At 64.8% G+C, this 21,394-nt stretch carries 21 protein-coding genes; 17 read left to right on the top strand and 4 right to left on the bottom strand.

Translation table 11 applies throughout. The annotated features are described in order from the left end of the window. Window positions 1-38: 38 nt before the first annotated feature. The 12 genes from NDN16_RS04045 to NDN16_RS03990 all read left to right on the top strand — a co-directional run bounded on the left by NDN16_RS04045 (window position 39) and on the right by NDN16_RS03990 (window position 12,907). Window positions 39-2,219, top strand: coding sequence for a sensor histidine kinase NtrY-like (locus NDN16_RS04045; protein WP_251112334.1), 2,181 nt, complete (start codon window positions 39-41; stop codon window positions 2,217-2,219). A gap of 6 nt (window positions 2,220-2,225) precedes the next feature. Beyond that, the gene (locus NDN16_RS04040) at window positions 2,226-3,587 is read left to right on the top strand and encodes a sigma-54-dependent transcriptional regulator (RefSeq protein WP_251112333.1); all 1,362 of its coding nucleotides are present in this window, start codon (window positions 2,226-2,228) and stop codon (window positions 3,585-3,587) included. A gap of 12 nt (window positions 3,588-3,599) precedes the next feature. Next, window positions 3,600-4,976, top strand: coding sequence for a Trk system potassium transporter TrkA (gene trkA, locus NDN16_RS04035; protein WP_251112332.1), 1,377 nt, complete (start codon window positions 3,600-3,602; stop codon window positions 4,974-4,976). A gap of 189 nt (window positions 4,977-5,165) precedes the next feature. Beyond that, the gene (gene hfq / locus NDN16_RS04030; protein WP_039194400.1) at window positions 5,166-5,399 is read left to right on the top strand and encodes an RNA chaperone Hfq; all 234 of its coding nucleotides are present in this window, start codon (window positions 5,166-5,168) and stop codon (window positions 5,397-5,399) included. A gap of 12 nt (window positions 5,400-5,411) precedes the next feature. Further along, the gene (hflX, locus tag NDN16_RS04025; protein ID WP_251112331.1) at window positions 5,412-6,794 is read left to right on the top strand and encodes a GTPase HflX; all 1,383 of its coding nucleotides are present in this window, start codon (window positions 5,412-5,414) and stop codon (window positions 6,792-6,794) included. A gap of 134 nt (window positions 6,795-6,928) precedes the next feature. Then, window positions 6,929-8,266, top strand: coding sequence for an MFS transporter (locus NDN16_RS04020; RefSeq protein WP_251112330.1), 1,338 nt, complete (start codon window positions 6,929-6,931; stop codon window positions 8,264-8,266). Continuing rightward, window positions 8,263-8,688, top strand: coding sequence for an acetyl-CoA carboxylase biotin carboxyl carrier protein (locus NDN16_RS04015; protein ID WP_251112329.1), 426 nt, complete (start codon window positions 8,263-8,265; stop codon window positions 8,686-8,688). The genes NDN16_RS04020 and NDN16_RS04015 overlap by 4 nt, the downstream gene beginning before the upstream one ends. Before the next feature lie 6 nt (window positions 8,689-8,694). After that, window positions 8,695-10,047 (top strand): acetyl-CoA carboxylase biotin carboxylase subunit, encoded by a 1,353-nt coding sequence (accC, locus tag NDN16_RS04010; RefSeq protein ID WP_251112560.1) that lies wholly within the window; start codon window positions 8,695-8,697, stop codon window positions 10,045-10,047. After that, complete coding sequence (gene pxpB, locus NDN16_RS04005) at window positions 10,037-10,702, top strand: 5-oxoprolinase subunit PxpB (RefSeq protein WP_251112328.1); 666 nt, start codon at window positions 10,037-10,039, stop codon at window positions 10,700-10,702. Before accC ends, pxpB begins: the two co-directional genes overlap by 11 nt. Further along, complete coding sequence (locus NDN16_RS04000; protein ID WP_251112327.1) at window positions 10,699-11,685, top strand: biotin-dependent carboxyltransferase family protein; 987 nt, start codon at window positions 10,699-10,701, stop codon at window positions 11,683-11,685. Before pxpB ends, NDN16_RS04000 begins: the two co-directional genes overlap by 4 nt. After that, window positions 11,682-12,134: a hypothetical protein gene (locus NDN16_RS03995; RefSeq protein ID WP_251112326.1), complete on the top strand. Its 453-nt coding sequence runs from the start codon at window positions 11,682-11,684 to the stop codon at window positions 12,132-12,134. Before NDN16_RS04000 ends, NDN16_RS03995 begins: the two co-directional genes overlap by 4 nt. Next, on the top strand, window positions 12,134-12,907 hold the full coding sequence (locus tag NDN16_RS03990) for a LamB/YcsF family protein (protein WP_251112325.1): 774 nt from the start codon (window positions 12,134-12,136) through the stop codon (window positions 12,905-12,907). The genes NDN16_RS03995 and NDN16_RS03990 overlap by 1 nt, the downstream gene beginning before the upstream one ends. Before the next feature lie 16 nt (window positions 12,908-12,923). On the opposite strand, the gene NDN16_RS03985 is transcribed toward NDN16_RS03990, so the two are convergent. Together NDN16_RS03985 and NDN16_RS03980 are read right to left on the bottom strand one after the other, a co-directional pair. After that, the gene (locus NDN16_RS03985) at window positions 12,924-13,595 is read right to left on the bottom strand and encodes an RraA family protein (RefSeq protein ID WP_251112324.1); all 672 of its coding nucleotides are present in this window, start codon (window positions 13,593-13,595) and stop codon (window positions 12,924-12,926) included. A gap of 1 nt (window position 13,596) precedes the next feature. Next, a complete protein-coding gene (locus NDN16_RS03980; protein WP_251112323.1) occupies window positions 13,597-14,622 on the bottom strand; it encodes a hydroxyacid dehydrogenase in 1,026 nt (341 codons plus the stop codon). Window positions 14,623-14,774: 152 nt separating this feature from the next. Between NDN16_RS03980 and NDN16_RS03975 the strand changes: the two genes are divergently transcribed. The 5 genes from NDN16_RS03975 (at window position 14,775) to NDN16_RS03955 (ending at window position 19,803) form a co-directional block, all read left to right on the top strand. Then, window positions 14,775-15,737, top strand: coding sequence for a tripartite tricarboxylate transporter substrate binding protein (locus NDN16_RS03975; RefSeq protein WP_251112322.1), 963 nt, complete (start codon window positions 14,775-14,777; stop codon window positions 15,735-15,737). Continuing rightward, a complete protein-coding gene (locus tag NDN16_RS03970; protein WP_251112321.1) occupies window positions 15,737-16,198 on the top strand; it encodes a tripartite tricarboxylate transporter TctB family protein in 462 nt (153 codons plus the stop codon). The genes NDN16_RS03975 and NDN16_RS03970 overlap by 1 nt, the downstream gene beginning before the upstream one ends. 12 nt (window positions 16,199-16,210) lie before the next feature. Then, the gene (locus NDN16_RS03965) at window positions 16,211-17,722 is read left to right on the top strand and encodes a tripartite tricarboxylate transporter permease (protein WP_251112320.1); all 1,512 of its coding nucleotides are present in this window, start codon (window positions 16,211-16,213) and stop codon (window positions 17,720-17,722) included. 96 nt (window positions 17,723-17,818) lie between these two features. Next, window positions 17,819-18,556 carry an IclR family transcriptional regulator gene (locus NDN16_RS03960; RefSeq protein ID WP_285292395.1) on the top strand — a complete coding sequence of 246 codons (738 nt, stop codon included), beginning with the start codon at window positions 17,819-17,821 and terminating at the stop codon, window positions 18,554-18,556. 59 nt (window positions 18,557-18,615) lie between these two features. Continuing rightward, window positions 18,616-19,803, top strand: coding sequence for an alpha-hydroxy acid oxidase (locus NDN16_RS03955; RefSeq protein ID WP_251112318.1), 1,188 nt, complete (start codon window positions 18,616-18,618; stop codon window positions 19,801-19,803). Here the strand turns inward: NDN16_RS03955 and NDN16_RS03950 are convergent. Beyond that, a complete protein-coding gene (locus NDN16_RS03950) occupies window positions 19,800-20,699 on the bottom strand; it encodes a LysR family transcriptional regulator (RefSeq protein ID WP_251112559.1) in 900 nt (299 codons plus the stop codon). The two genes, NDN16_RS03955 and NDN16_RS03950, sit on opposite strands and share 4 nt — an antisense overlap. A 56-nt stretch (window positions 20,700-20,755) precedes the next feature. Continuing rightward, window positions 20,756-21,394, bottom strand: coding sequence for an RraA family protein (locus NDN16_RS03945; RefSeq protein WP_251112317.1), 639 nt, complete (start codon window positions 21,392-21,394; stop codon window positions 20,756-20,758).

The raw sequence follows: 21,394 nt of genomic DNA, 5'->3' as shown, positions 1-21,394 counted from the left end.
ACTCAATGAGTGCTCAGGCAACCCAATCGGATGACGGCATGTCGCTTCTCCGCGAGCGGCGTCGCTTCATGCTGGTTCCCGGTATCCTGGCGGTGCTGGGCGCGCTGATTACCGGCGCGGTGTCCTTCGTGGTCCTGATGGGGCTGACGCCGATCGCGCCCACCGACACGGTGGTGAAGATCTGCAGCGCCGTGAACGGCCTGTTCGTTCTGCTGCTCTGCGGCCTCATCGGGCGTGAGGTGCTGCGCATGGTGCGCGCCCGCCGGCAGGGCAAGGCGGCATCGCGCCTGCATGTGCGCATCGTCGTGCTTTTCTCCATCGTCGCCGCCACACCGGCCCTTCTCGTCGCCATCGTGGCGGGCATCACGCTGGATCTCGGGCTGGATCGCTGGTTCGAGATGCGAACGCGCGCCATCGTCGATTCCTCCATCAGCGTCGCGCGCGCCTATGTGAACGAGAATGCGCGCAACCTGCAGGGTTCGACCCTGTCGATGGCCTACGATCTGCAGGCGCAGCGCCGCCTCTATGACCTGGACAGGACCGGATTCACGCAGTTGATGACGGAGCAGGCGAAGGGGCGTTCGCTGCTGGGCGCGCAATTGCTGCGCGGCGACGGCTCGCCCTTCCTGCGGGCCGACGTGCCGGTCGAGCGGCCTCTGCCCGCGCCGCCCACCGATGCGCTGGAACAGGCCGCGGATGGGAATCTGGTCTTCATTCCGCCGGGCGTCACCAACCTTGTCGGCGCGGTGATGCAACTGCGCGATTTCGGCAACGTCTACCTCTATACGATCCGCGTCGTCGACCCGGAGGTGATCGCCGCCCTGCGCATGATGGAAGAGCGGACGGCCGAGTATTCCGCGCTGGAAGCCAATCGCTTCGGCCTGCAGGTGGCCTTCGCGCTGCTGTATCTCGGCATCACGCTGATCGTGCTTCTGTCCGCCATCTGGACGGGCATCGGCGTCGCCGACCGGCTCGTGCGGCCGATCCGCCTGTTGATCAGCGCTGCGGACGAAGTCAGCGAGGGCAAGTTGACCGTCTCCGTGCCGGTGCGGGCTTCGGATGGCGACGTCGGCTCATTGTCGAATACATTCAACAACATGATCCGGCAGCTTCGCAGCCAGCGCGAAGAGCTGGTAAGCGCCAAGGACGTGATCGACGAGCGCCGCCGCTTTACCGAGGCGGTGTTGTCGGGCGTCACCGCCGGCGTCGTCGGCGTGACGGCCAAGGGCAATATCTCCATGCTCAACCCGTCCGCCGAGCGCATCCTGCAGATCAGGGCCGACGAGGCCGTCGGGCGTCGGCTGGGGGACCTGTTCCCCATCATCGCCGGCATCCACGAGGCGGCGTCGCATTCGCGCAAGCACGAATTCCAGGAGCAGGTGCAGCAGCGCGAGCGCGTGCTGAACGTTCGCGTCACCTCCGAGGACGGTGGCGACGGCAACCAGTCCAGCGTGGTGACGCTGGACGACATCACCGACCTGGTGGAGGCGCAGCGCTCGTCCGCATGGGCCGACGTGGCGCGCCGCATCGCCCACGAGATCAAGAACCCGCTGACGCCGATCCAGCTATCTGCGGAGCGTATCCGCCGTCGCTATGGCAAGCTGGTGGTGGACGACCGCGAGATTTTCGACCGCTGCGTGGATACGATCATCCGGCAGGTATCGGACATTGGCCGCATGGTCGACGAATTCTCGTCCTTCGCGCGGATGCCCAAGCCCACGATGGAGCGGCGAGACCTGCGCGAGGCGCTGAAGGAAGCCGTCTTCATGCGCGAGATGGGCGATCATGGCATCGACTTCACCAACGAGATTTCCGACACGCCGATGATCGGCAATTTCGACGGACGGCTGATTTCGCAGGCCTTCGGCAACCTCGTTAAGAACGCCGTCGAGGCCTTCGACGAGACCGGGCAACAGGGTCGGCGCATCACCGTGCGCGCCACGCCCGGGCCGGAGTGGCATACCGTCGAGATCGTCGACAACGGCAAGGGATTTCCGAAAGAGCATCGAGAACGGCTTCTCGAGCCCTACATGACGACCCGGGAAAAAGGCACCGGCCTTGGACTTGCGATCGTCAAGAAGATCGTGGAGGAGCACGGCGGCTCGATAGAGCTGGACGATGCTCCGGATGGGCAGGGGGCGCTCGTGCGCATACGCCTGCCCGCATTCAGGCAGGACACCGCAGCGGATACTGCGGACAACGAAACGACGAAGTGGTGAGAACTGATGGCATCGGACATCCTGATCGTCGATGACGAAGCCGATATCCGCGATCTGGTCGCGGGGATCCTGGAAGACGAAGGGCACGAGACCCGCATCGCCGGCAATTCGGATGCGGCGCTGGCCTCGATCGCCGATCGCGTACCGCGATTGATCTTCCTGGATATATGGTTGCAGGGAAGCCGCCTCGACGGGCTGGACCTTCTCGAGGCCATCAAGACGCAGCATCCGGAAATCCCGGTGGTGATGATCTCCGGGCACGGCAATATCGAGACGGCGGTTTCCGCCATCAAGCGCGGCGCGTACGACTATATCGAGAAGCCCTTCAAGGCCGACCGCCTGGTGCTGATCGCCGAACGCGCCCTCGAGACGTCGAAGCTGAAGCGCGAGGTGCTGGAGCTGCGCCGCCGCACCTACGACTCGCCCGAACTCATCGGCAAGTCGCATGTGATGAACCAGCTGCGCACCACCATCGAGCGGGTGGCGCCCACCAACAGCCGCGTCATGATCCTGGGCCCGTCAGGCTCCGGCAAGGAGATGGTGGCGCGCGCCATCCACGCCGCGTCGGCCCGCTCCGGCGGCCCCTTCGTTGCGCTCAACGCAGCCACCATCACGCCGGAGCGGATGGAGGTAGAGTTGTTCGGCACGGAGACGCCTCCGGGGGTGGAACGCAAGGTCGGCGCCTTCGAGGAGGCGCACGGCGGCGTGCTGTATCTCGACGAGGTAGGCGACATGCCGCGCGAGACGCAGAACAAGATCCTGCGCGTGCTGACCGAGCAGACCTTCGAGCGCGTCGGCGGCGCCAAGAAGGTGAAGGTGGATGTGCGCATCATCTCGTCCACCGCCCAGAACCTCGAAAGCCTGATGTCGGAAGGGGCCTTCCGGGAAGACCTCTATCACCGGCTCGCGGTGGTGCCGATCTCGGTGCCGCCCCTGGCCGAGCGCCGGGCGGACATACCCCTGCTCATCGACGCCTTCATGCGGCAGATCAGCGACCAGACGGGCATCAGGCCGAAGGAGCTGAGCCCGGAGGCGCTGGCCGTGCTGCAATCCAGCGACTGGCCCGGCAATATCCGCCAGCTACGCAACAACATCGAGCGGCTGATGATCCTGTCGCGGCAGGACGACAACGAAGTCATTTCGGCGGACATGCTGCCGCACGAGGTGAGCGAGATGCTGCCGCGCACCCCGAGCCAGTCGGATGGGCGCATCCTGGCGCTGCCGCTCCGCGACGCCCGCGAAGTCTTCGAGAAGGAGTATCTGGTGGCGCAGATCAACCGCTTCGGCGGCAATATCTCGCGCACCGCCGAATTCGTCGGGATGGAACGCTCGGCGCTGCACCGCAAGCTCAAATCGCTCGGCATCTGAGGGCAACTGGCCATGCGGGTCGTCGTCTGCGGTGCGGGGCAGGTCGGTTACGGCATCGCGGAACGCCTTGCCGCGGAACGGCACGACGTATCCGTCATCGATACCTCTCCGGAACTGGTGCAGGCGATCCGCGAAACCATCGACGCGCGCGGCATCGTCGGCCATGGCGCCTATCCCGAAGTGCTGGAAGAGGCGGGCGCGGCGCAGGCCGACCTGCTGATCGCCGTCACCCTGTACGACGAAGTCAACATGGTGGCGTGCCAGGTTGCGCATTCGGTTTTCGAGGTGCCGACGAAGATCGCGCGCATCCGCTCGCAGTCGTATCTGCGCTCCGACCTGCAGGACCTGTTCTCCACCGATCACATGCCCATCGACGTCATCATCTCGCCCGAGCGGGAGGTCGGGGAGATGGTGCTGCGGCGCATCGCCCTGCCGGGCGCGATGGACGTCATCCCGTTCCTGGACGGGGCGGTCGTCACGGTTGCCATCGACTGCCGGGAGGATTGCCCCGTCATCAACAAGCCGCTCGGTCAGTTGACCGAGCTGTTCCCCGATCTGGGAGCCACCGTCGTCGGCGTCGTCCGCAACGACGAGTTGATCGTACCGTCCACCAGCGACGAGCTTCTGGCGGGCGATCTTGCCTATGTGGTCGCCGACGAAAAGCAGATCAGGCGTACGCTGCTGCTGTTCGGCCACGAAGAGCCGGAGGCGGGGCGCATCATCATCGCAGGCGGCGGCAATATCGGCCTCTACGTCGCGCAGGAGATGGAGCGTCGGCGGTTGGCGGCACGGCTGAGCCTTGTCGAGGCCAATGCCGACCGCGCCCGCTTCGTTGCGGAAAAGCTGAACCGCACCGTGGTCCTGAACGGCAGCTCGCTGAAGCGGTCGGTATTGCTCGAGGCGGATGTGGACCGTGCCGACCTGACGGTGGCGCTGACCAACGACGACCAGGCCAATATCCTGACCAGCGTCTTGGCCAAGCGCCTCGGTTGCCGCTCCAACATGACGCTGATCAACGATCCGGCCTTCCAGACCTTTACCCGGCCGTTGGGCATCGATGCCTATGTGGACCCGCGCTCCGTGACCGTATCGCGCATCCTGCAGCATGTCCGGCGCGGTCGGATCCGAGCGGTGCATTCCATCTTGGACGGGCGCGCCGAAATCATCGAGGCCGAGGCGCTGGAGACATCGCCGCTCGTCGGAACGCCCCTGCGCGAGCTTGATCTGCCCGAGGGCCTGCGTATCGGCGCCATCTGGCGCGGCAAGGGGTTCATCCGGCCCGATGGGCAGGTCCGCATCAAGCCGGGTGATCGCGTCGTGCTGTTTGCGGCCGGCCACGCAGTGAAGAAGGTGGAGCAATTCTTCCGCGTCAGCCTCGAGTATTTTTGATATGCCCACCTTTGCCGTCGGCAGGCCGGCTGGTAGCTTCCTCAAGTCGGAGACTCAACCGGTCCGGCCTCTCGCAACCGCGTTCGGGAGCGCCTATATGGTCGGATGCGACGATGAATCGAGCCGCTGGCGCCGCAGGAATGCGGGCTGCCAGCCAAGAAAAAAGAAACAATGACGACAGGACACGCGATGGCCGAGCGCTCGCAGAACCTTCAGGATGTATTCCTAAACGCAGTTCGAAAGCAGAAGATTTCGTTGACGATCTTTTTGGTCAACGGCGTGAAGCTGACGGGGATCGTCACTTCCTTCGACAATTTCTGTGTCCTCCTTCGCCGCGATGGGCACTCGCAACTGGTCTACAAGCACGCAATCTCAACCATCATGCCGTCTCAGCCTGTGCAGATGTACGATGGTGAGGAATAACGGGAACACCGATTGACGGAACTTTCCACCGAACGGGCCAAGGGGCCCATCGAACACAAGCGCATACCAACGCGCGCGGCGGTGATCGTGCCGATCGTCCGCCAGCCGGCCCCCGTCGACGACCCCAGCGAGGCTGCCCGCCGGGGCGGTGAGGAAAAGCTCGCCGAGGCGGTCGGCCTTGCCGCAGCCATCGATCTGGACATCGTGGCCGCCGAGCTGGTTCAGGTGGCCAAGGCGCGGCCCGCCACCTTGATCGGCGCCGGCAAGGTCGACGAGTTGAAGGGGCTTGTCGCCGCAGAGGAGATCGGCCTCGTCATCGTCGATCATCCGCTGACCCCGGTGCAGCAGCGCAACCTCGAGAAAGAGCTGAACTCCAAGGTTCTCGATCGCACCGGCCTGATCCTCGAGATCTTCGGGCGGCGCGCCCGCACGCGTGAGGGGCGGCTGCAGGTCGATCTCGCGCATCTCAACTACCAGCGCGGCCGGCTCGTGCGTTCGTGGACGCACCTCGAACGCCAGCGCGGCGGCGCCGGCTTCCTGGGTGGGCCCGGCGAAACGCAGATCGAGGCCGACAGGCGGCAGCTTCAGGAAAAGATCAAGCGCCTCGAAAAGGAGCTCGAAGCCGTCCGTCGCACGCGTACGCTGCATCGGGCCAAGCGCAAGAAGGCGCCGCATCCCACAGTGGCGCTGGTGGGCTATACCAATGCCGGCAAATCCACCCTGTTCAATACGATCACCGGCGCGGACATCCTTGCCAAGGATCTCCTGTTCGCCACGCTCGACCCGACGCTGCGGCGCATCACCCTTCCGCACGGCACGCCGGTGATCTTCTCCGATACGGTCGGCTTCATCTCCGACCTGCCTACCCATCTGGTGGCGGCTTTCCGCGCAACGCTGGAAGAGGTGATCGAGGCGGACCTCGTGCTTCACGTTCGGGATATGGCGCATCCCGAAGCGGCGGCACAGGCATCGGACGTGCGCAAGATCCTGTCCAGCCTGGACATCGATCCGGACGATACGGACCATGTGATCGAGGTGTGGAACAAGGCCGACCTGATGGACGAGGTTGCGCGCGAACGTCTTGCCGCCGCCGCCGATTCGGCGCCCGGTCATGCGGCGCATCTGGTGTCCGCGCTGACGGGCGAAGGCGTTGCCGCGCTCCTGACTGATATCGAGGAGCGCATAGCGGGCGCCGCCCGGCCTCTGCATCTGGAGTTGCCGGCATCCAGCCTGACGCTGCTGCCATGGGTCTACGACAACGCCACCGTCAAGCAGCGGGAGGACCGCGAGGATGGGGGCGTTTCCCTGACCCTGGCCATGACAGATCAGGCCAGGGCGGATTTGCGCCGTCTTGCCGGACGGCACCCCGGCATGGTGATCGAGCGACAAGCGTGACGGGCATCGGCCGCGATTGTGGTGCGGCCGATATCATTCCCTCAGGCGATCGAATGCGATGCATTAATATCGTTTTTAAATAAGTTTCAGTTCTGCAAGATTTTGCCGTCTCCAATTTATCGACGGGCGAACTCATGTCGACAGCCTCCGTTTCCGACCGCCTCGACAGGCTGCCGATCCTGCCGTTCCACAAGAAGATCCTGGTGCTGGTCGGCGCCGGGCTTTTCTTCGACGCGTTCGACATCTACCTCGCGAATTCGGTTCTTGCGGCCATGGTGCAGGAGAACTGGTCGACGGTCGAAAAGAACGCCGCCTTCCTGTCGGCGACCGCCTTCGGCATGCTCATCGGCTCCATCCTCGCCGGCTTCCTCGGCGATCGATACGGCCGCAAGTTCACCTATCAGTTCAACCTCCTCGTCTTCGGCCTGTCGTCGCTGGCCTGCGCCGTGATGCCCAACATGGAGTGGCTGATCGTCGCCCGCTTCGTGACCGGCATCGGACTTGGGGCGGAACTCGTGATCGGGTACGGCCTGCTCAGCGAGTTCGTTCCGCCGAGCCATCGGGGGCGGTGGGCCGCGCTCCTGTCCTGCATCGCGCAGTTCGGCCTGTTCGCCGCAACGCTGATGAGCTGGTTCGTCATCCCCATCCTCGGCTGGCGCGCAATGTTCGTCATCGCGGGCCTTGGCGGGCTTCTGGTCTTCATCGCCCGCAAGAACATCCCCGAATCGCCGCGGTGGCTCGAAAAGAACGGTCGCGGCCGGGAGGCGGATACGATCGTCACCTTCATCGAGGCGGAAGCCACGTCCGAGCTGCCGGCTCCGAAGGCGGCGCCCGTGGTCACCGTTCCCAACGTCCGCGCCCTCGATCCGCGGTTCCGCAAGTCGCTCGGTATCGGCGCGGTTACGCAGATCGTGCAGAGCGCCGCGATCTACGGCTTCATCGCCCTTTTGCCGACCTTCCTTGCCCAACAGGGCATCCCCATCAACCAGTCGCTCGGGCAGGCGGTGCTGATGACCCTTGGCGGCCCGGCCGGCGCCATCGTCGCCTTCCTGCTGACCGACAGGATCGGCCGCAAGCCGGCGATCATCGGCGGGTCGATCCTCGCGGCGATCGTGGGTCCGTGCTTCGCGCTGGTGGAAAGCCAGGCGGTGGCTACCGGCCTCGGCTTCGTGATGTTCAGCCTGATCTACTTCCTCGTATCGGTCATCCAGGCGGGCTACCTGCCCGAACTGTTCCCCACCGAGGTGCGCATGCGGCTTACGAGCTGGGCCGTCACGACGGGTCGCCTCGCATCCATCGGCATCCCCTTCGTATCGGTCTATCTGATGCATGGGGGCGGTATCATCGCCGTCGTCGGCGCCGTCTCTGTCCTGCTGATCGTGCAGGCCATCACCATCGCCCTCCTGGCCGTCGAGACGAGCCGTCGCAGCCTCGAAGCCATCGAAGCCGAAATCGTGGAAGAGGCGGCATGACGCTCGCGGAGATCAAGGCTCTCATCCGCTCGATGGCGGAGTCGGGGGTGGAGGCCGTCGATTTTCGTGAAGGCGCGATGCGTTTGCGGATTGTCCGGGGAGCGGCGGCGACGCCGCTTCCGGATGCAGGAGGCAGCAAGGCGGACGGGCCCGTGGCCGCGCCGCCCGCCGCCGGCGAAACGACGATCGAGGCGCCGCTGTCGGGTACCTTCTACAGCGCGGAAAGTCCGGGCAAGGCGCCTTTCGTCGATGTCGGCGGCACGGTCGCGGTCGGCGATACGGTCGGACTGGTCGAGGCGATGAAGATGCTGACGCCGGTCAAGGCGACTGTCGCGGGCATCGTTGCCGCCCGCTTGGCGGACAATGGTGCGGGGGTCGAGGCCGGCGACGTCCTGTTCACCCTGGCGCCCGACAGGGCGTAGATGGCCATGCTGAAGCGGGTACTGATCGCAAATCGCGGCGAAATCGCCCTTCGCATACAGCGGGCCTGCCGCTTGCTCGGCATCGAAAGCGTGCAGATCCATTCGCAGGCCGACCGTGCGGCCCCCTATGTCCGGACCGCCGATCACGCCCTGTGCATCGGCCCGGCGCAGGCGTCGGAAAGCTACCTTCACGCCCGCCGTATCGTCGAGGCGGCGCGGCTGATGGAGGCCGACGCCATCCATCCGGGCTATGGCTTTTTGTCGGAGAACGCGTCTTTCGCCGACGCGGTGGAAGAGGCCGGCCTGGTCTTCGTCGGCCCGTCCGGCGACGCCATACGGACGATGGGCGACAAGATCGCCGCGAAGGCGGCGATGAAGGCCGCGGGGGTGCCGTGCGTACCCGGCGGCGAGGGTGCGATCGACGACGAGGCGCAAGCGCTGCGGCTGGCCGAGGCCGTCGGCTACCCGGTCATCCTGAAGGCTGCGGGCGGGGGCGGCGGCCGCGGTATGCGGGTGGTGCGCGCGCCGGCGGACATGTCCGAGGCGCTGGCGACGACGCGAGAGGAAGCCGCCCGCGCCTTCGGCAACCCCGCCGTGTATCTGGAGAAGTTCCTGCAGGCGCCGCGTCACGTCGAAATCCAGGTTCTGGCCGACGAGCATGGCAATGCCGTGTGGCTGGGCGACCGCGACTGCTCCTTGCAGCGGCGGCACCAGAAAGTGGTCGAGGAAGCCCCGGCGCCGGGCATCGACCGCGCGCTGGTTGCCGATATCGGCGAGCGATGTGCCGCTGCCTGCCGCGCCATGGCCTATCGCGGCGCCGGCACCTTCGAATTCCTGTACGAGGACGGGCGTTTCTACTTCATCGAAATGAACACGCGGGTGCAGGTCGAGCATCCGGTAACGGAATGCGTCACGGGCATCGATATCGTGGCGTGGCAGCTGCGGATCGCCGGCGGGGAGCGGCTTTCGTTCGCGCAGGGGGATGTCCGGCCCGTCGGCCATGCCATCGAGTGCAGGATCAACGCGGAGGACGGCTTCACCTTCGTGCCCGGCCCTGGCCGGATCGAAAGATGGCATGTTCCCGGTGGGCCCGGCATCCGTGTCGATACCCATGTGGAAAGCGGCTATGTGGTGCCGCCGAACTACGATTCGATGATCGGCAAGATCATCGCCAGCGGCAGCAGCCGCCAGGAAGCCATCGCCCGGATGCGCGCGGCATTGGACGAGGCCGTCGTCGACGGCATTGCGGTCAACCTGCCACTGCACCGCGAGATCATGGCCGATGACGGGTTTGCCGAGGGCGGCGTCGGCATCCATTATCTGGAGCATTGGCTGGAAAGGCGGCGTCATGGCGGATGATCTGCCCTTGCGAATGAGCTGGATGGGCGAGGGCGCCATCCTGTGCGATACGGATGCCGATGGGCTGGATCTTGCGCGCCAGGAACGATTCTGGGCGCTCGCGGATCGTCTGGCCGGGACGACGAACTACCTGGACATCGTTCCGGGAATGAACAACCTTCTCGTGCGTTTCGATCCGCTGGTCATCGCGGGCGAGGCTGCCATGGCCGAGATCGGCATGATGTGGCAGCGTGCGGAACGGCGGCAGGGCAGCGGAAGGCTGATCGACATCCCGGTCCGCTATGGCGGCGCGGATGGCGAGGATCTTTCCGAAGTCGCGGCAGTGGCCGGCCTGTCGCCGCGCGACTATGTCGAGCGCCATGCCGGGGGCAGGTACACGGTCTTCGCGATCGGCAGCCAGCCCGGATTCGGCTATCTCGCGGGACTGGACCCGGCTCTTGCCGTGCCACGGCGCGCCGTGCCGCGTGTCAGCGTGGATGCCGGCTGCGTGGTGATCGGCGGGGCCCAGGCGGGCGTCATCTCGCGCCGCTCGCCGTCCGGATGGCACATCATCGGCCGGACAGACGTCTCGTTCTTCGACCCTGTCGCCGAACGACCCGCGCTTCTGGCGCCCGGAGACACAATCCGCTTCCAGATCGAAAGCCTGAACCTGTGATCGAGATCGTCGCCCCCGGGCCTCTGGCCACCATTCAGGACGCAGGTCGCACGGGGTTCTCCGCCGTGGGTGTCGGGCCGTGCGGCGCGATGGACTCGATTGCTCTGCGGATCGGCAATCGCATGCTCGGCAACGCAGAGGATGCAGCCGGCATCGAGTTCACCATCGGCGCCTTCGAAATCCTGTTCCATCGGGATACGCGGTTTGCGCTGACGGGGGCCGATTGCGCCGCCCGGCTGGATGGCGTGCCGATGCCGCCGTTCTGGTGCATGGCGGCGCGCGCCGGCCAACGTCTGAAAGCCGGCGCAGCGGCGCATGGAATGCGCGCCTACCTGACCGTCGAGGGCGGCCTTTCGGTAGCGTCCGTTCTCGGCTCTGCCAGCACCGACCTGAAGGGCGGTTTCGGGGGGCTGGACGGGCGGGCCTTGCGCAGCGGCGACCGGTTGGACCTCGTCGGTGCGCCGTCCTCCGGCATGCCTGCCGACTATGGCCTGGACCCGGGCGAACTCGGCTTGCTCCACGAGGGCGCTGCGGGCGCAGGTGAAGCGATCGTGGTGGATTACGTTCCGGCGGCGGAATACGACGCATTCACGGACGAGGCCATCGAAACCTTTGCTGGCACCGAATGGAAGATCCATCCGGACAGCAACCGGATCGGCTACCGCCTGACCGGCCCGCAACTGGCGCTGAAGCACCGGCTGGAACTACGCTCGCATGGGATCTTGCCGGGCACGATCCAGGTTCCGCCGTCCGGCCAGCCTGTCGTGCAACTCAGCGATGCCAATACGTGCGGCGGCTATCCCAAGATCGGCGTCGTGGCCACGGCCGACCTTTGGCGCCTCGGCCAGGCGCGGCTGGGGGACCGGGTCAGGTTTCGGCGTATTACGGCCGCGCATGCCGTGGACCGGCTTCGGGCAAGGGAGAGCGCGATGGGATCGCTGTTCGAGCGGCTGGATGATGTTCTGGGGGCTCTCGCGTCATGACCGACCTGTCCGATACGCAAGACGATGGTCCCGCACTTCTGGACGCGGCGCAAATCTGCGATCTCGCGCGCTTCGCGCTTGCCCATGGTGTGACGCGCCTCGAATGGGAGAATGGGCAGAGCCGGCTGCGACTCAAGTTGAAGTCCAGGCCAAAGCTCCTGGGCTCCGGCCGCGCCGGGAAAGAGCCGGTCGAAGCGGACCCGGTGACCGAGACGACCCTGACGGCGCCGTGCTTCGGCGTCGTCGTCGACGCGCCGGACGGGGCCTGCGAGGCCGGCCGTCCGGTGGCGGCGGGCGATGTCCTGGCCTTCGTGAAAATCGGCCCTGCCTTGCGCGCCATCCGCGCGCCCGGCGACGGAACGGTGACCTCCAGAATGGTGGAGGCCGGGCGGATCATCGGTTTCGGCGATCCTGTCCTCGGCTTTCGTCCAGGCAAGAAGGCGATGTGATGAAGATCGATATCAATTCCGACCTTGGCGAAGGCTTCGGTATCTATGCCGCGGCCGACGATGCCGCGATCATACCGCTCGTTTCCTCCGCCAATATCGCGTGCGGGTTCCACGCTGGCGACCCCGTCATCATGGACCGCACCGTGCGCCTTGCGGCACGCCATGGCGTCGATGTCGGCGCCCATGTCGGCTATCCGGACCGGCAGGGATTCGGCCGCAAGCCGTTCGCGATGGACAGCGACGAACTGCGCACCATGGTGCTGTATCAACTCGGCGCCATGCGAGCGATTACCGAGGCGGCGGGGACCAGGCTTTCCCATGCGAATTTTCACGGCGCACTCGGCAACCTGTCCTTCGTGGATGCGGATGTGGCGGAGGTGTTGCTGAGGGCGCTTCATGCCTTCGACCGCGACCTGACCTATGTGGCGCTGCCCGGCACGAAGGCGGAGACGATCGCGCAGTCGCTCGGTCTGCGCGTCGTACGGTCTTTCCTGGCGGACCGCGCCTATGACGAGCGGGGGCTGCTCGTTTCGCGCGGGAAGGCGGGGGCCATGGTGAAGGATCCGGCGTCGATCCGTGCGCGGATCGTCAGGCTTCTGCGTGAAGGCGTCGTGGAGACCATAGAGGGCGGCACGATCCCCATGCAGGCTCAATCCATTCTTCTGCATAGCGACACGCCGGGAGCGGTCGAACTCGGCAACACGATCCGCGCCGCCGTGATGGAGGCCGGCGCGGACATTACCCCGATGTCGCAACTTGAGTCCGGGTGTTAGCCTGGCAGGCCGACGTTCAGGCCACCGCCTTCTTTCTGGCAATTGTCTCGTCGATCCAGCCGCGCTTCATCGACCCGCTTTCTATCGCCTTGATGATTGCAGCCTCGGCGGCTGCCTTCGCCCGGCTGAGTTCAAGAACGGCTTGCGCTTCGCATGCAGGAATGGCGACGATGCCATCCTCGTCGCCGACGATGAGATCTCCCGGACTGACAACCATGCCGTCGATCGACACGGGAACGTTGATCTCGCCCGGACCCTCCTTGAACGGGCCGCGATGCGTGACGCCGCGGGCGTAACAGGGGAAGTCCCCATCGCGGAAGAAACCCACGTCCCGTACGGCACCGTCCAGAACGAAGCCGCGGATTCCCTTGCGAATGGATGAGCGTGCCATCAGTTCGCCTGTCAGCGCACGCGAGAGGTCGCCGCCTCCGTCCACGACGATGACGTGTCCGGCCTCCGCCATCTCTATCGCCTTATGCATCATCAGATTGTCGCCGGCACGCGCGCGTACGGTCAGCGCCGTTCCGACCAGCTTTCCACGCATGTTGACGGGACGTAGATTATAGCCGCCCGCCAGCCGATTGATGCTGTCGCTTATGTGCGGTGTGACGACGCTTTCGAAGGCAGCGATCAGCTCCGGATCGATCAGCGGCGCATTGGGTTCGATACGAAATCCAAGCTCGGTCATGTCAGGCATCCCTGGGTTCGTTAGCAGTGGCCGCCATTGCGGCATCGGCATATCGCGGGTTGGCGACGCATTCAGGATCCGGCGCATGGCCATCCGAAACATGCAGGATATGGCGGACCGCCTGGAGCCCCATTTGACGCAGCGCGCCGCGGGTGACGCCGCCGACATGCGGTGTCACCACGACGTTGGGCAGCGCCCACAGGGGATTGTCCGGCCTCGGAGGCTCCTGCTCGAAACTGTCCAGGCCGGCACCGGCGATCACGCCACCGAGTAAGGCCTGGCATAGGGCTACTTCGTCGACGAGGCCGCCGCGGGCCGTATTGATAAGGATCGCCGAGGATTTCATCCGGGCGAGCCGATCCCGGTTGATGAGGTGCCGTGTCGTATCGGTGAGCGGACAATGGAGGCTGACGGCGTCGCTGGCCTGCAACAGCTCGTCGAGATCGTCAACACGCCGGACGCCTGCTCGCTCGAACTCCCGCGGCGCCAGCGGATCGTACACCAGGACCTGCATGCCGAATGAAGTCGCCATCTGTTCCATATGGCGGCCGATCTGCCCGTACCCGATGATGCCCAGAACCGAACCGGCGATGTCGTTCCCCCGAAAAGTCGCCTTCGGCCAGACCCCGCCGCGAACCTGCCGATCGAGGGTTGGAATATCCTTCAACAGGCATCCCATCAACGCGAACGCATGCTCCGCGACGGCGCGCGCGTTTGCGGCCACCGCCCGCAGGACGGGCACGCCACGACGTGATGCGGCGGCAAGGTCGATGTTGTCGACCCCCGATCCGTGCTTGGCGATGACCCTCAGCCTGTCGGAGGCGTCGATCACCTTGCTGGATACGGTGCCGCTGCGCACGAGGATGGCATCCACGCGATAGCGGGAAGCGACATCCGCCAATTCCTCCGAAGACGCGTAAAAGTCGACGTAATGCGTCTTGCATCGTCGCTCCTCCAGCAATGCCGTCGCTTCCGGCGCGATCGCGCCGCCGGTGATCAGCACCGACAATTCATGCTGCATCGTCATCATCGTTCTCCCATCGCGCCGGAATCCCCCCAGCGCACCCTTTGACATCACCACAGTCAGCATGTATTGTACAGTGAAATATAGTTTCATCTGGCGAAACAAGTGGAGGGTCGCCAGAATGGATATCGCGAAGGGCTAGGGAGGATTTGGCCATGACGAAAGCTGCAGCATTTTTCGCCGCCACCGTTTCGACGGTCGCGGTTTTGTCTCAGGCCGCATGGGCCGAATGGCCGAACGACAAGCCGATCGAAGTCATCGTCGGTTTTGCGCCAGGCGGCGGGACCGACGTCATGATCCGCACCCTCGCGCCGTACATCGAGAAGAACCTGCCGGGCTCCCGCATCGTCATTCAGAACAGGCCCGGCGCCAGCGGCGAAATCACCTACACTGCGCTCGCGCAGGCCCAGCCGGACGGATACACCGTCTCGTCCTTCAACCTGCCTGGGTTCATCACCATGCAGCTCAGCCGGAAGATCGGTTTCGATCCGGCGAACGTCGAGCCTGTCACGCGCATCGTCGCCGATCCGACGTTGATCGTCGTCAGCCGGGATTCTCCATTCGAGACATTCGAAGATCTCATCGCCTACGCGAAGGAAAATCCCGGAGCGCTGACCTTGGGCGGGACGGGCGTCGGCGGAGACGAGCATCTCGCGATGCTGCAGATCGAACGAGAAGCCGATGTCGACATGACCAACATTCCCTTCAACGGGGCGAGTGAGGCGAAGACGGCGCTCCTCGGCGGCCATATCCAGTCGATGGGCCTGAACATGGGCGAGTATCTTTCCGGCGAAAACGAGCGGATCCGTCCTCTGGTCCAGCTTGCCGACGAGCGTGCCGCCTCGCTTCCGGATGTGCCGACGGCCGCCGAACTCGGCTATGCCCTGCAAGGCGGCTCCGAACGCGGCTTTGCGATCACCCACGGCACCCCGGCAGATATCCGCGAACACTTCGCCGAAGCCGTCCGCAAGGCGCTCGACGATCCGGAGTTCCAGAAGACCGCTCAGGCACTTTCACTGCCGATCAGCTACTTGCCGGGCGACGAATGGAAAGCGCAACTGCCGGAGAAGACGGAACGCCTGAAGGCTATCTGGGCTCTCACCGAGGCCGGAAACTGATGCGGGGAGGGGCCAGGCAGCGGGGCGCCAACGCCCCCGACCTTCTCGCCGGTCTCCTGTTCATCGTCCTCGGCGCGATCGGCCTTCTGGCGGGCCGCGACCTGGAAATGGGCACCCTGGCCGCGATGGGCTCCGGCTTCCTGCCGAACATGATCTCCGGCTTCGTGGTCCTGGTCGGCCTGTTCGTCCTGGCGCTCTCGGTTCGCGGAGAACCTGCGGACATCGGCACGATCGCCTTGCGGCCGATCGTCATCCTTCTCGTCGCGATCGGCGGCTACGCTATCGCCGCACAGTATCTGGGCTTCGTGATCGGGGCCTTGTGGGTCGTCGTGATCGGAAGCCTTGCGGACCGAAGTTGGCGGCCGCTGGAGATGGCATGCCTCGCAATAGGGCTGACGATCTTCACCACGGTGGTCTTCGTCTTCGGCCTGGGTGTCCAGATGCCCCTGTGGCCACAATAGGGTATCGCGCAAATGGAAATCTTCGACCCTCTCATGATGGGCTTCGGCGCAGCCCTGTCTCCCACCAACCTGGCCTTCTGCCTGATCGGGGTTCTCCTCGGCACGTTGATCGGGGTCCTGCCGGGCCTTGGGCCAACCACGACCATCGCGATCCTGCTGCCAATCACCTTCTACCTGCCGCCGCTGGCAGCCTTGATCATGCTCGCCGGCATCTATTACGGCGCGCAGTACGGCGGATCGACGACTGCCATCCTGGTGAACCTGCCCGGCGAGGCCTCGTCGGTCGTCACGGCCCTGGACGGTTACGTCATGGCGCGCCAGGGGCGCGCCGGAGCCGCTCTGGCCGTGGCGGCCCTGGCGTCCTTCTTCGCCGGTACGGTCGCCACCGCCTTCATTGCGATAGCGGGACCGACCCTGTCGGAGTTCGCTCTGTCCTTCGGCCCTGCCGAATATGTGTCCCTGATGCTTTTCGGCTTGCTCGCGGCCGCGATCCTGGCGCAGGGATCTCCGCTCAAGGCCGTCGGCGTCATCGGCATCGGGCTCGTGCTCGGTATGGTCGGAACCGACGTCAGCAGCGGCGCACAGCGTTTGACCTTCGGCGCCGTCAGCCTGTTTGACGGCATCGAGTTCGTCGTGATCGCCATCGGCCTTTTCGGCATTGCGGAGATTGCCGAGAACCTGGAGAAGCCGGAGGATCGCAGCCTCCTGTCCCAGAAGGTAAGCCGCCTCTGGCCGAGCCGCGACGATTTCAGGCGCAGTTGGGGCGCCACGTTGCGTGGCACCGGGCTCGGGACGTTCCTGGGGATCCTTCCCGGCGGCGGGGCGACGCTGTCTTCCTTTGCCGCCTACTCCTTCGAAAAGCGGGTCTCGTCACGCCCGGAGGCGTTCGGTAAAGGGGCTGTCGAAGGGGTTGCAGCTCCGGAAGCCGCAAACAACGCCGCCTCCCAGTCCTCGTTCATCCCGCTTCTGACGCTGGGCATTCCCTCCAACAACATGATGGCGATGATGCTCGGCGCGTTCGTCATCCATGGCATCACGCCCGGACCGACGGTCTTCCAGACGCAGCCGGTGATATTCTGGGGGCTGGTCGCCAGCATGTGGATCGGCAATCTCATGCTGGTCGTCATCAACCTTCCGCTGATCGGCATCTGGGTTCGCCTGCTGCGCACCCCGTATCGCCTGATGTTCCCGGCAATCCTCCTGTTTTGCTGTATCGGAATCTACAGCGTGAACAATCGTCCCTTCGACGTGGCGCTAGCCGTTCTCTTCGGCCTGCTCGGATATCTCTTTCGCAAGGCCAAATGCGAATGTGGCCCCTTGTTGCTGGGATTCGTCCTCGGACCGCTGCTCGAAACCAATCTGCGGCGGACGTTGATGATCACCCAGGGCGACTTCTCGATCTTCGTGCAACGCCCCATCAGTGCCGCGCTTCTGCTTGCGACCGCGCTCCTGCTTGCCCTGATGGTCGTACCGTCGTTCCGGCGCAAGCGCGAGCGTGCGTTCGAAGGCGCGCAGGAGGAGTGAGGCCTCACCCTGCGCTTTCGGATATCTCTCCCAATAGCATCGCCGCGTTGATACTAGGAGCGGTGCGAAATCAGACGCAGTGGAGCGAACGCCTGGATGCCGATGGACCGGACCCAAAACGAAACTTCCGCAAAGAGCGGAACGGTCGCCGCCGTCGAGAGGGCGCTGTCGATCCTCGACGCCTTCTCGACGGGAGACCAATCCATTTCGCTGACCGAGCTGTCCCGTCGCGTGGGCCTGTCGAAGCCGACGACGCTTCGTCTGGCAAAAACCATGGCGCAGTCCGGCTTCCTCGTGCGCAACGCCGATTCCACCTGGCGTCTCGGCTCGAAGATAGGGAAGCTCGGGGGCATCTACACGTCGGGTTTCAAGCTGGAGGAATACATCCTCCCGACATTACAGGAATTGCGCCGGGTCACCGGGGAGAGTGCGACCTTCTATGTGCGCGAGGGGGATCGTCGCGTCTGTCTTTTTCGAGCCCAGTCCTCTCAGTCGATCTCCCATGTCACGCGTCCCGGAAGTTCGTTTCCCCTCGATCAGGGGGCGCCCGGGCGCGTCATGCTTGCCTTTGCCGGTCAGCCGGGCGAGCCCTACGAAACGATCCGTCAGCGGCATTATCATGTAACGCGCGGCGAACGAGATCCGCAGGTCGCGAGCATGGCCTGCCCCATCTTCAACGTCGAGAACAAGCTGATCGGCACGCTGGCGATCTCGGGGCCGACAAACCGCTTCACCGACGAGATAATCGCATCCTACCTCGAACCCTTGCGGCGGGCGGCATCGGAACTGAACGAACGCCTCAGCGGCGCCCGCGGACCTGCGACCTTCGATTAAGAAAGCCAGCGATGAACAGTGCAAACGCCGACGCGTCCGTGGGGGAAAGATCCGGTCGAATGCCCCGGCGCAAGCAGGGCAGGTTTCGACATGCGCTGTGCCTCGACGATTTCGAGCAACTGGGTCGACGGCACCTGCCTCGTCCGATCTTCGGCTACGTCTCGGGTGCGGCCGAAACCAATAGCTCGCTCGCCGACAATCGGGCCGCCTTCGCTGAGCTCGGCTTCGTCCCACGCTCGTTGATCGATGTCTCGAAACGGACGATGACGGCCCGCCTGCTGGGGCGGGAGTATGCCGCTCCGTTCGGCATCGCGCCCATGGGCATCAGCGCCCTGGTCGCCTATCGCGGCGATCTCGTGCTGGCGCGAAGCGCGGCGGCCGAACGAATTCCGATGATCATGAGCGGTTCGTCGCTCATTCCGCTCGAGGAGGTTCGAAGCGCCAACCCGGACGCCTGGTTCCAGGCTTATCTGCCGGGGGATGCCGAGCGGATCATTGGACTGGTCGACCGGGTCGAACGCGCCGGGTTCGGCACTCTCGTGATTACTGTCGATACACCTGTGAGGGCAAACCGCGAGAACAACGTACGTAACGGCTTCTCCACGCCGCTGCGCCCCAGCCTGCGTCTTCTCCTGGATGGTATGCTGCGCCCGCGCTGGACCTGCGGGACGTTCCTGCGGACATTCGCGCGGCACGGCATGCCGTATTTCGAGAACTCCTTCGCACATCGCGGCGCCCCGATCCTTTCGCAAAGCGTCGAGCGGGATTTCAGAGCCAAGGATCATTTGAACTGGGCGCACCTCGACATCATCCGGAAGCGCTGGAAGGGGCATCTCGTGATAAAGGGCCTTATGTCGGCAGAGGACGCGGTCATCGCACGGGAGCGCGGCGTCGACGCCGTCATCGTGTCGAACCATGGCGGACGGCAACTGGATGGAACTCTTTCCCCCTTGCGTGTCCTGCCCACCATCGTTGCCGCTGTCGGTGGTTCGATGCCGGTCATGCTGGACGGCGGCGTTCGTCGCGGGACGGACGTCCTGAAGGCCTTGGCCTTAGGTGCAACCTTCGTATTTGTCGGTCGACCGCTTCTGTATGCGTGCGCCGTAGGCGGAGAAGAGGGGGTTTCTTATGCCATCGGCCTTCTGAAGGCCGAGATTGCCCGGAACATGGGGATGATGGGCGTCAACTCCCTCCAGGAAGATTTTTCCGACCGCGTCGTGCCTCGTTCGCGCTTCTCCATGGCCTAGGTTGGCAGAAAGAACGTATCGAAGCTGCAGCAGGCTTCTGCCAGTTCGGCGATGCGTTTCTTGAAGTCCGTGCTGCGGTCGTGCCTGTAGAGGACCGCGTAGCGCACATGGGGAAGGCGGTTCGTCATCGGCACGCGCGCAAGCCGCCCTTCTTCCACCAGACGTCGTGTCACCGGCACCGGGAGATAGCTGACGCCGAGGCCGGATACGGTAAAGCCGATCTGCGCGACCAGGCTTTCACAATGGATGGTCTTGGCCGGTGCGATATCGTGCCCGGACAGCCAACGTCCATAGATCAAACCCGTGCCGGAGCGGTTTCCCTGCACCAGCATGGTAAAGCGTGACAGGTCCGACAGGGTAAGGGGCGTATCGCCCTGGATCATCTCCGGCGCCGCCATCCATGCGTTCTCGACGGCTTTCAGAGGGACCGTCACGCAGCGCGAGTCGTTGAAGACGTCGGGAATGATGATGAGGTCGATCGTGTCGTTCATCAGACGGTCGAACAGGACCGCGCTCAGCTCCACCTCCGGCTCGATGGCGACGCGCGGAAACTCGCCGCGGATCCGACCGACGAGGCTGGGCAGCCAGGTCATCGCGGTCAGTTCGGTGACGCCCACGCGAAAATGCCGGATCAGCACCTGGCTGGAGCTGACCCGCTCGACGAAATGGTCTCGCTCCTCGAGCAGCGATTTGGCGTAATGGAGGATCTCGACGCCCTTGTCCGTCAGGCGTGCCGTCCGCTTGGACCGATCGAAGATCTCGACACTGAAGTGCTGCTCCAGCTCCTGCACGCGCTTCGAGATCGCCGATTGCGTCGTGTTCAGCTTCGCGGCCGCCGCTGCGAAGCTGCCGAGATCGGCGATCCAGTAGATGGCTTCGAGCTGCTTGAACGTCACCAATTCAGGTCGGGGCTCCTGCGTCGGACGGCGAGGGCCGTGCCGCCGTCACCCGACTATTTGGCATATGCGCCCGTATATGTCCCCGCCAGAATGCTCTTGATGATGTCCGCTTCTTTCTTTTCCTGAAGGTCCACCGCAACGAGCAGCTCCTCCGCGATAGCTTGCGGAAAGGCCACGACGCCGTCCTCGTCGCCCACGACGATATCACCCGGCTGGATCACCAGCCCGCCGATGCTGACGGGTACGTTGATTTCTCCCGGTCCGTTCTTGTAGGGCCCGCGATGGTTGGCCGCCCTGGCAAAACATGGAAAGTCCATACGGGCCAGCGCGCCCGTATCCCGGACGGCCCCGTCGATCACCAGGCCTGCCGCCCCGCGCGTGCGGGCCAGCGTCGCCATGATCTCTCCCACCAGCGCGCGCTCCGTATCGCCGCCGCCGTCCACCACCAGCACGTCGCCCGGGCGCAGCAGATCGAGCGCCTTGTGGATGGTGTAATTGTCGCCGGCCGCGACACGCACCGTGAACGCCGTTCCGGCCATGGCGCCGTCCACCCTGTGGAAGGGGCGAAGCCCATTCGCCCCCGGAAGGCGCGAGAGGTTGTCGCTGATGATCGAGGTGGATGTCTTGCGGAAGCGGTCGATGATGTCCGCATCGGCCTGGGCGGCACCGTCCAGAATTCTGGGTTCCAACAT

The organism is Aureimonas altamirensis, assembly GCF_023702225.1.
Classification (GTDB): Bacteria; Pseudomonadota; Alphaproteobacteria; order Rhizobiales; family Rhizobiaceae; genus Aureimonas; species Aureimonas altamirensis_B.
Note: the sequence above shows the minus strand (reverse complement) of the source record. Positions and strands in the feature narration are given on the sequence as shown.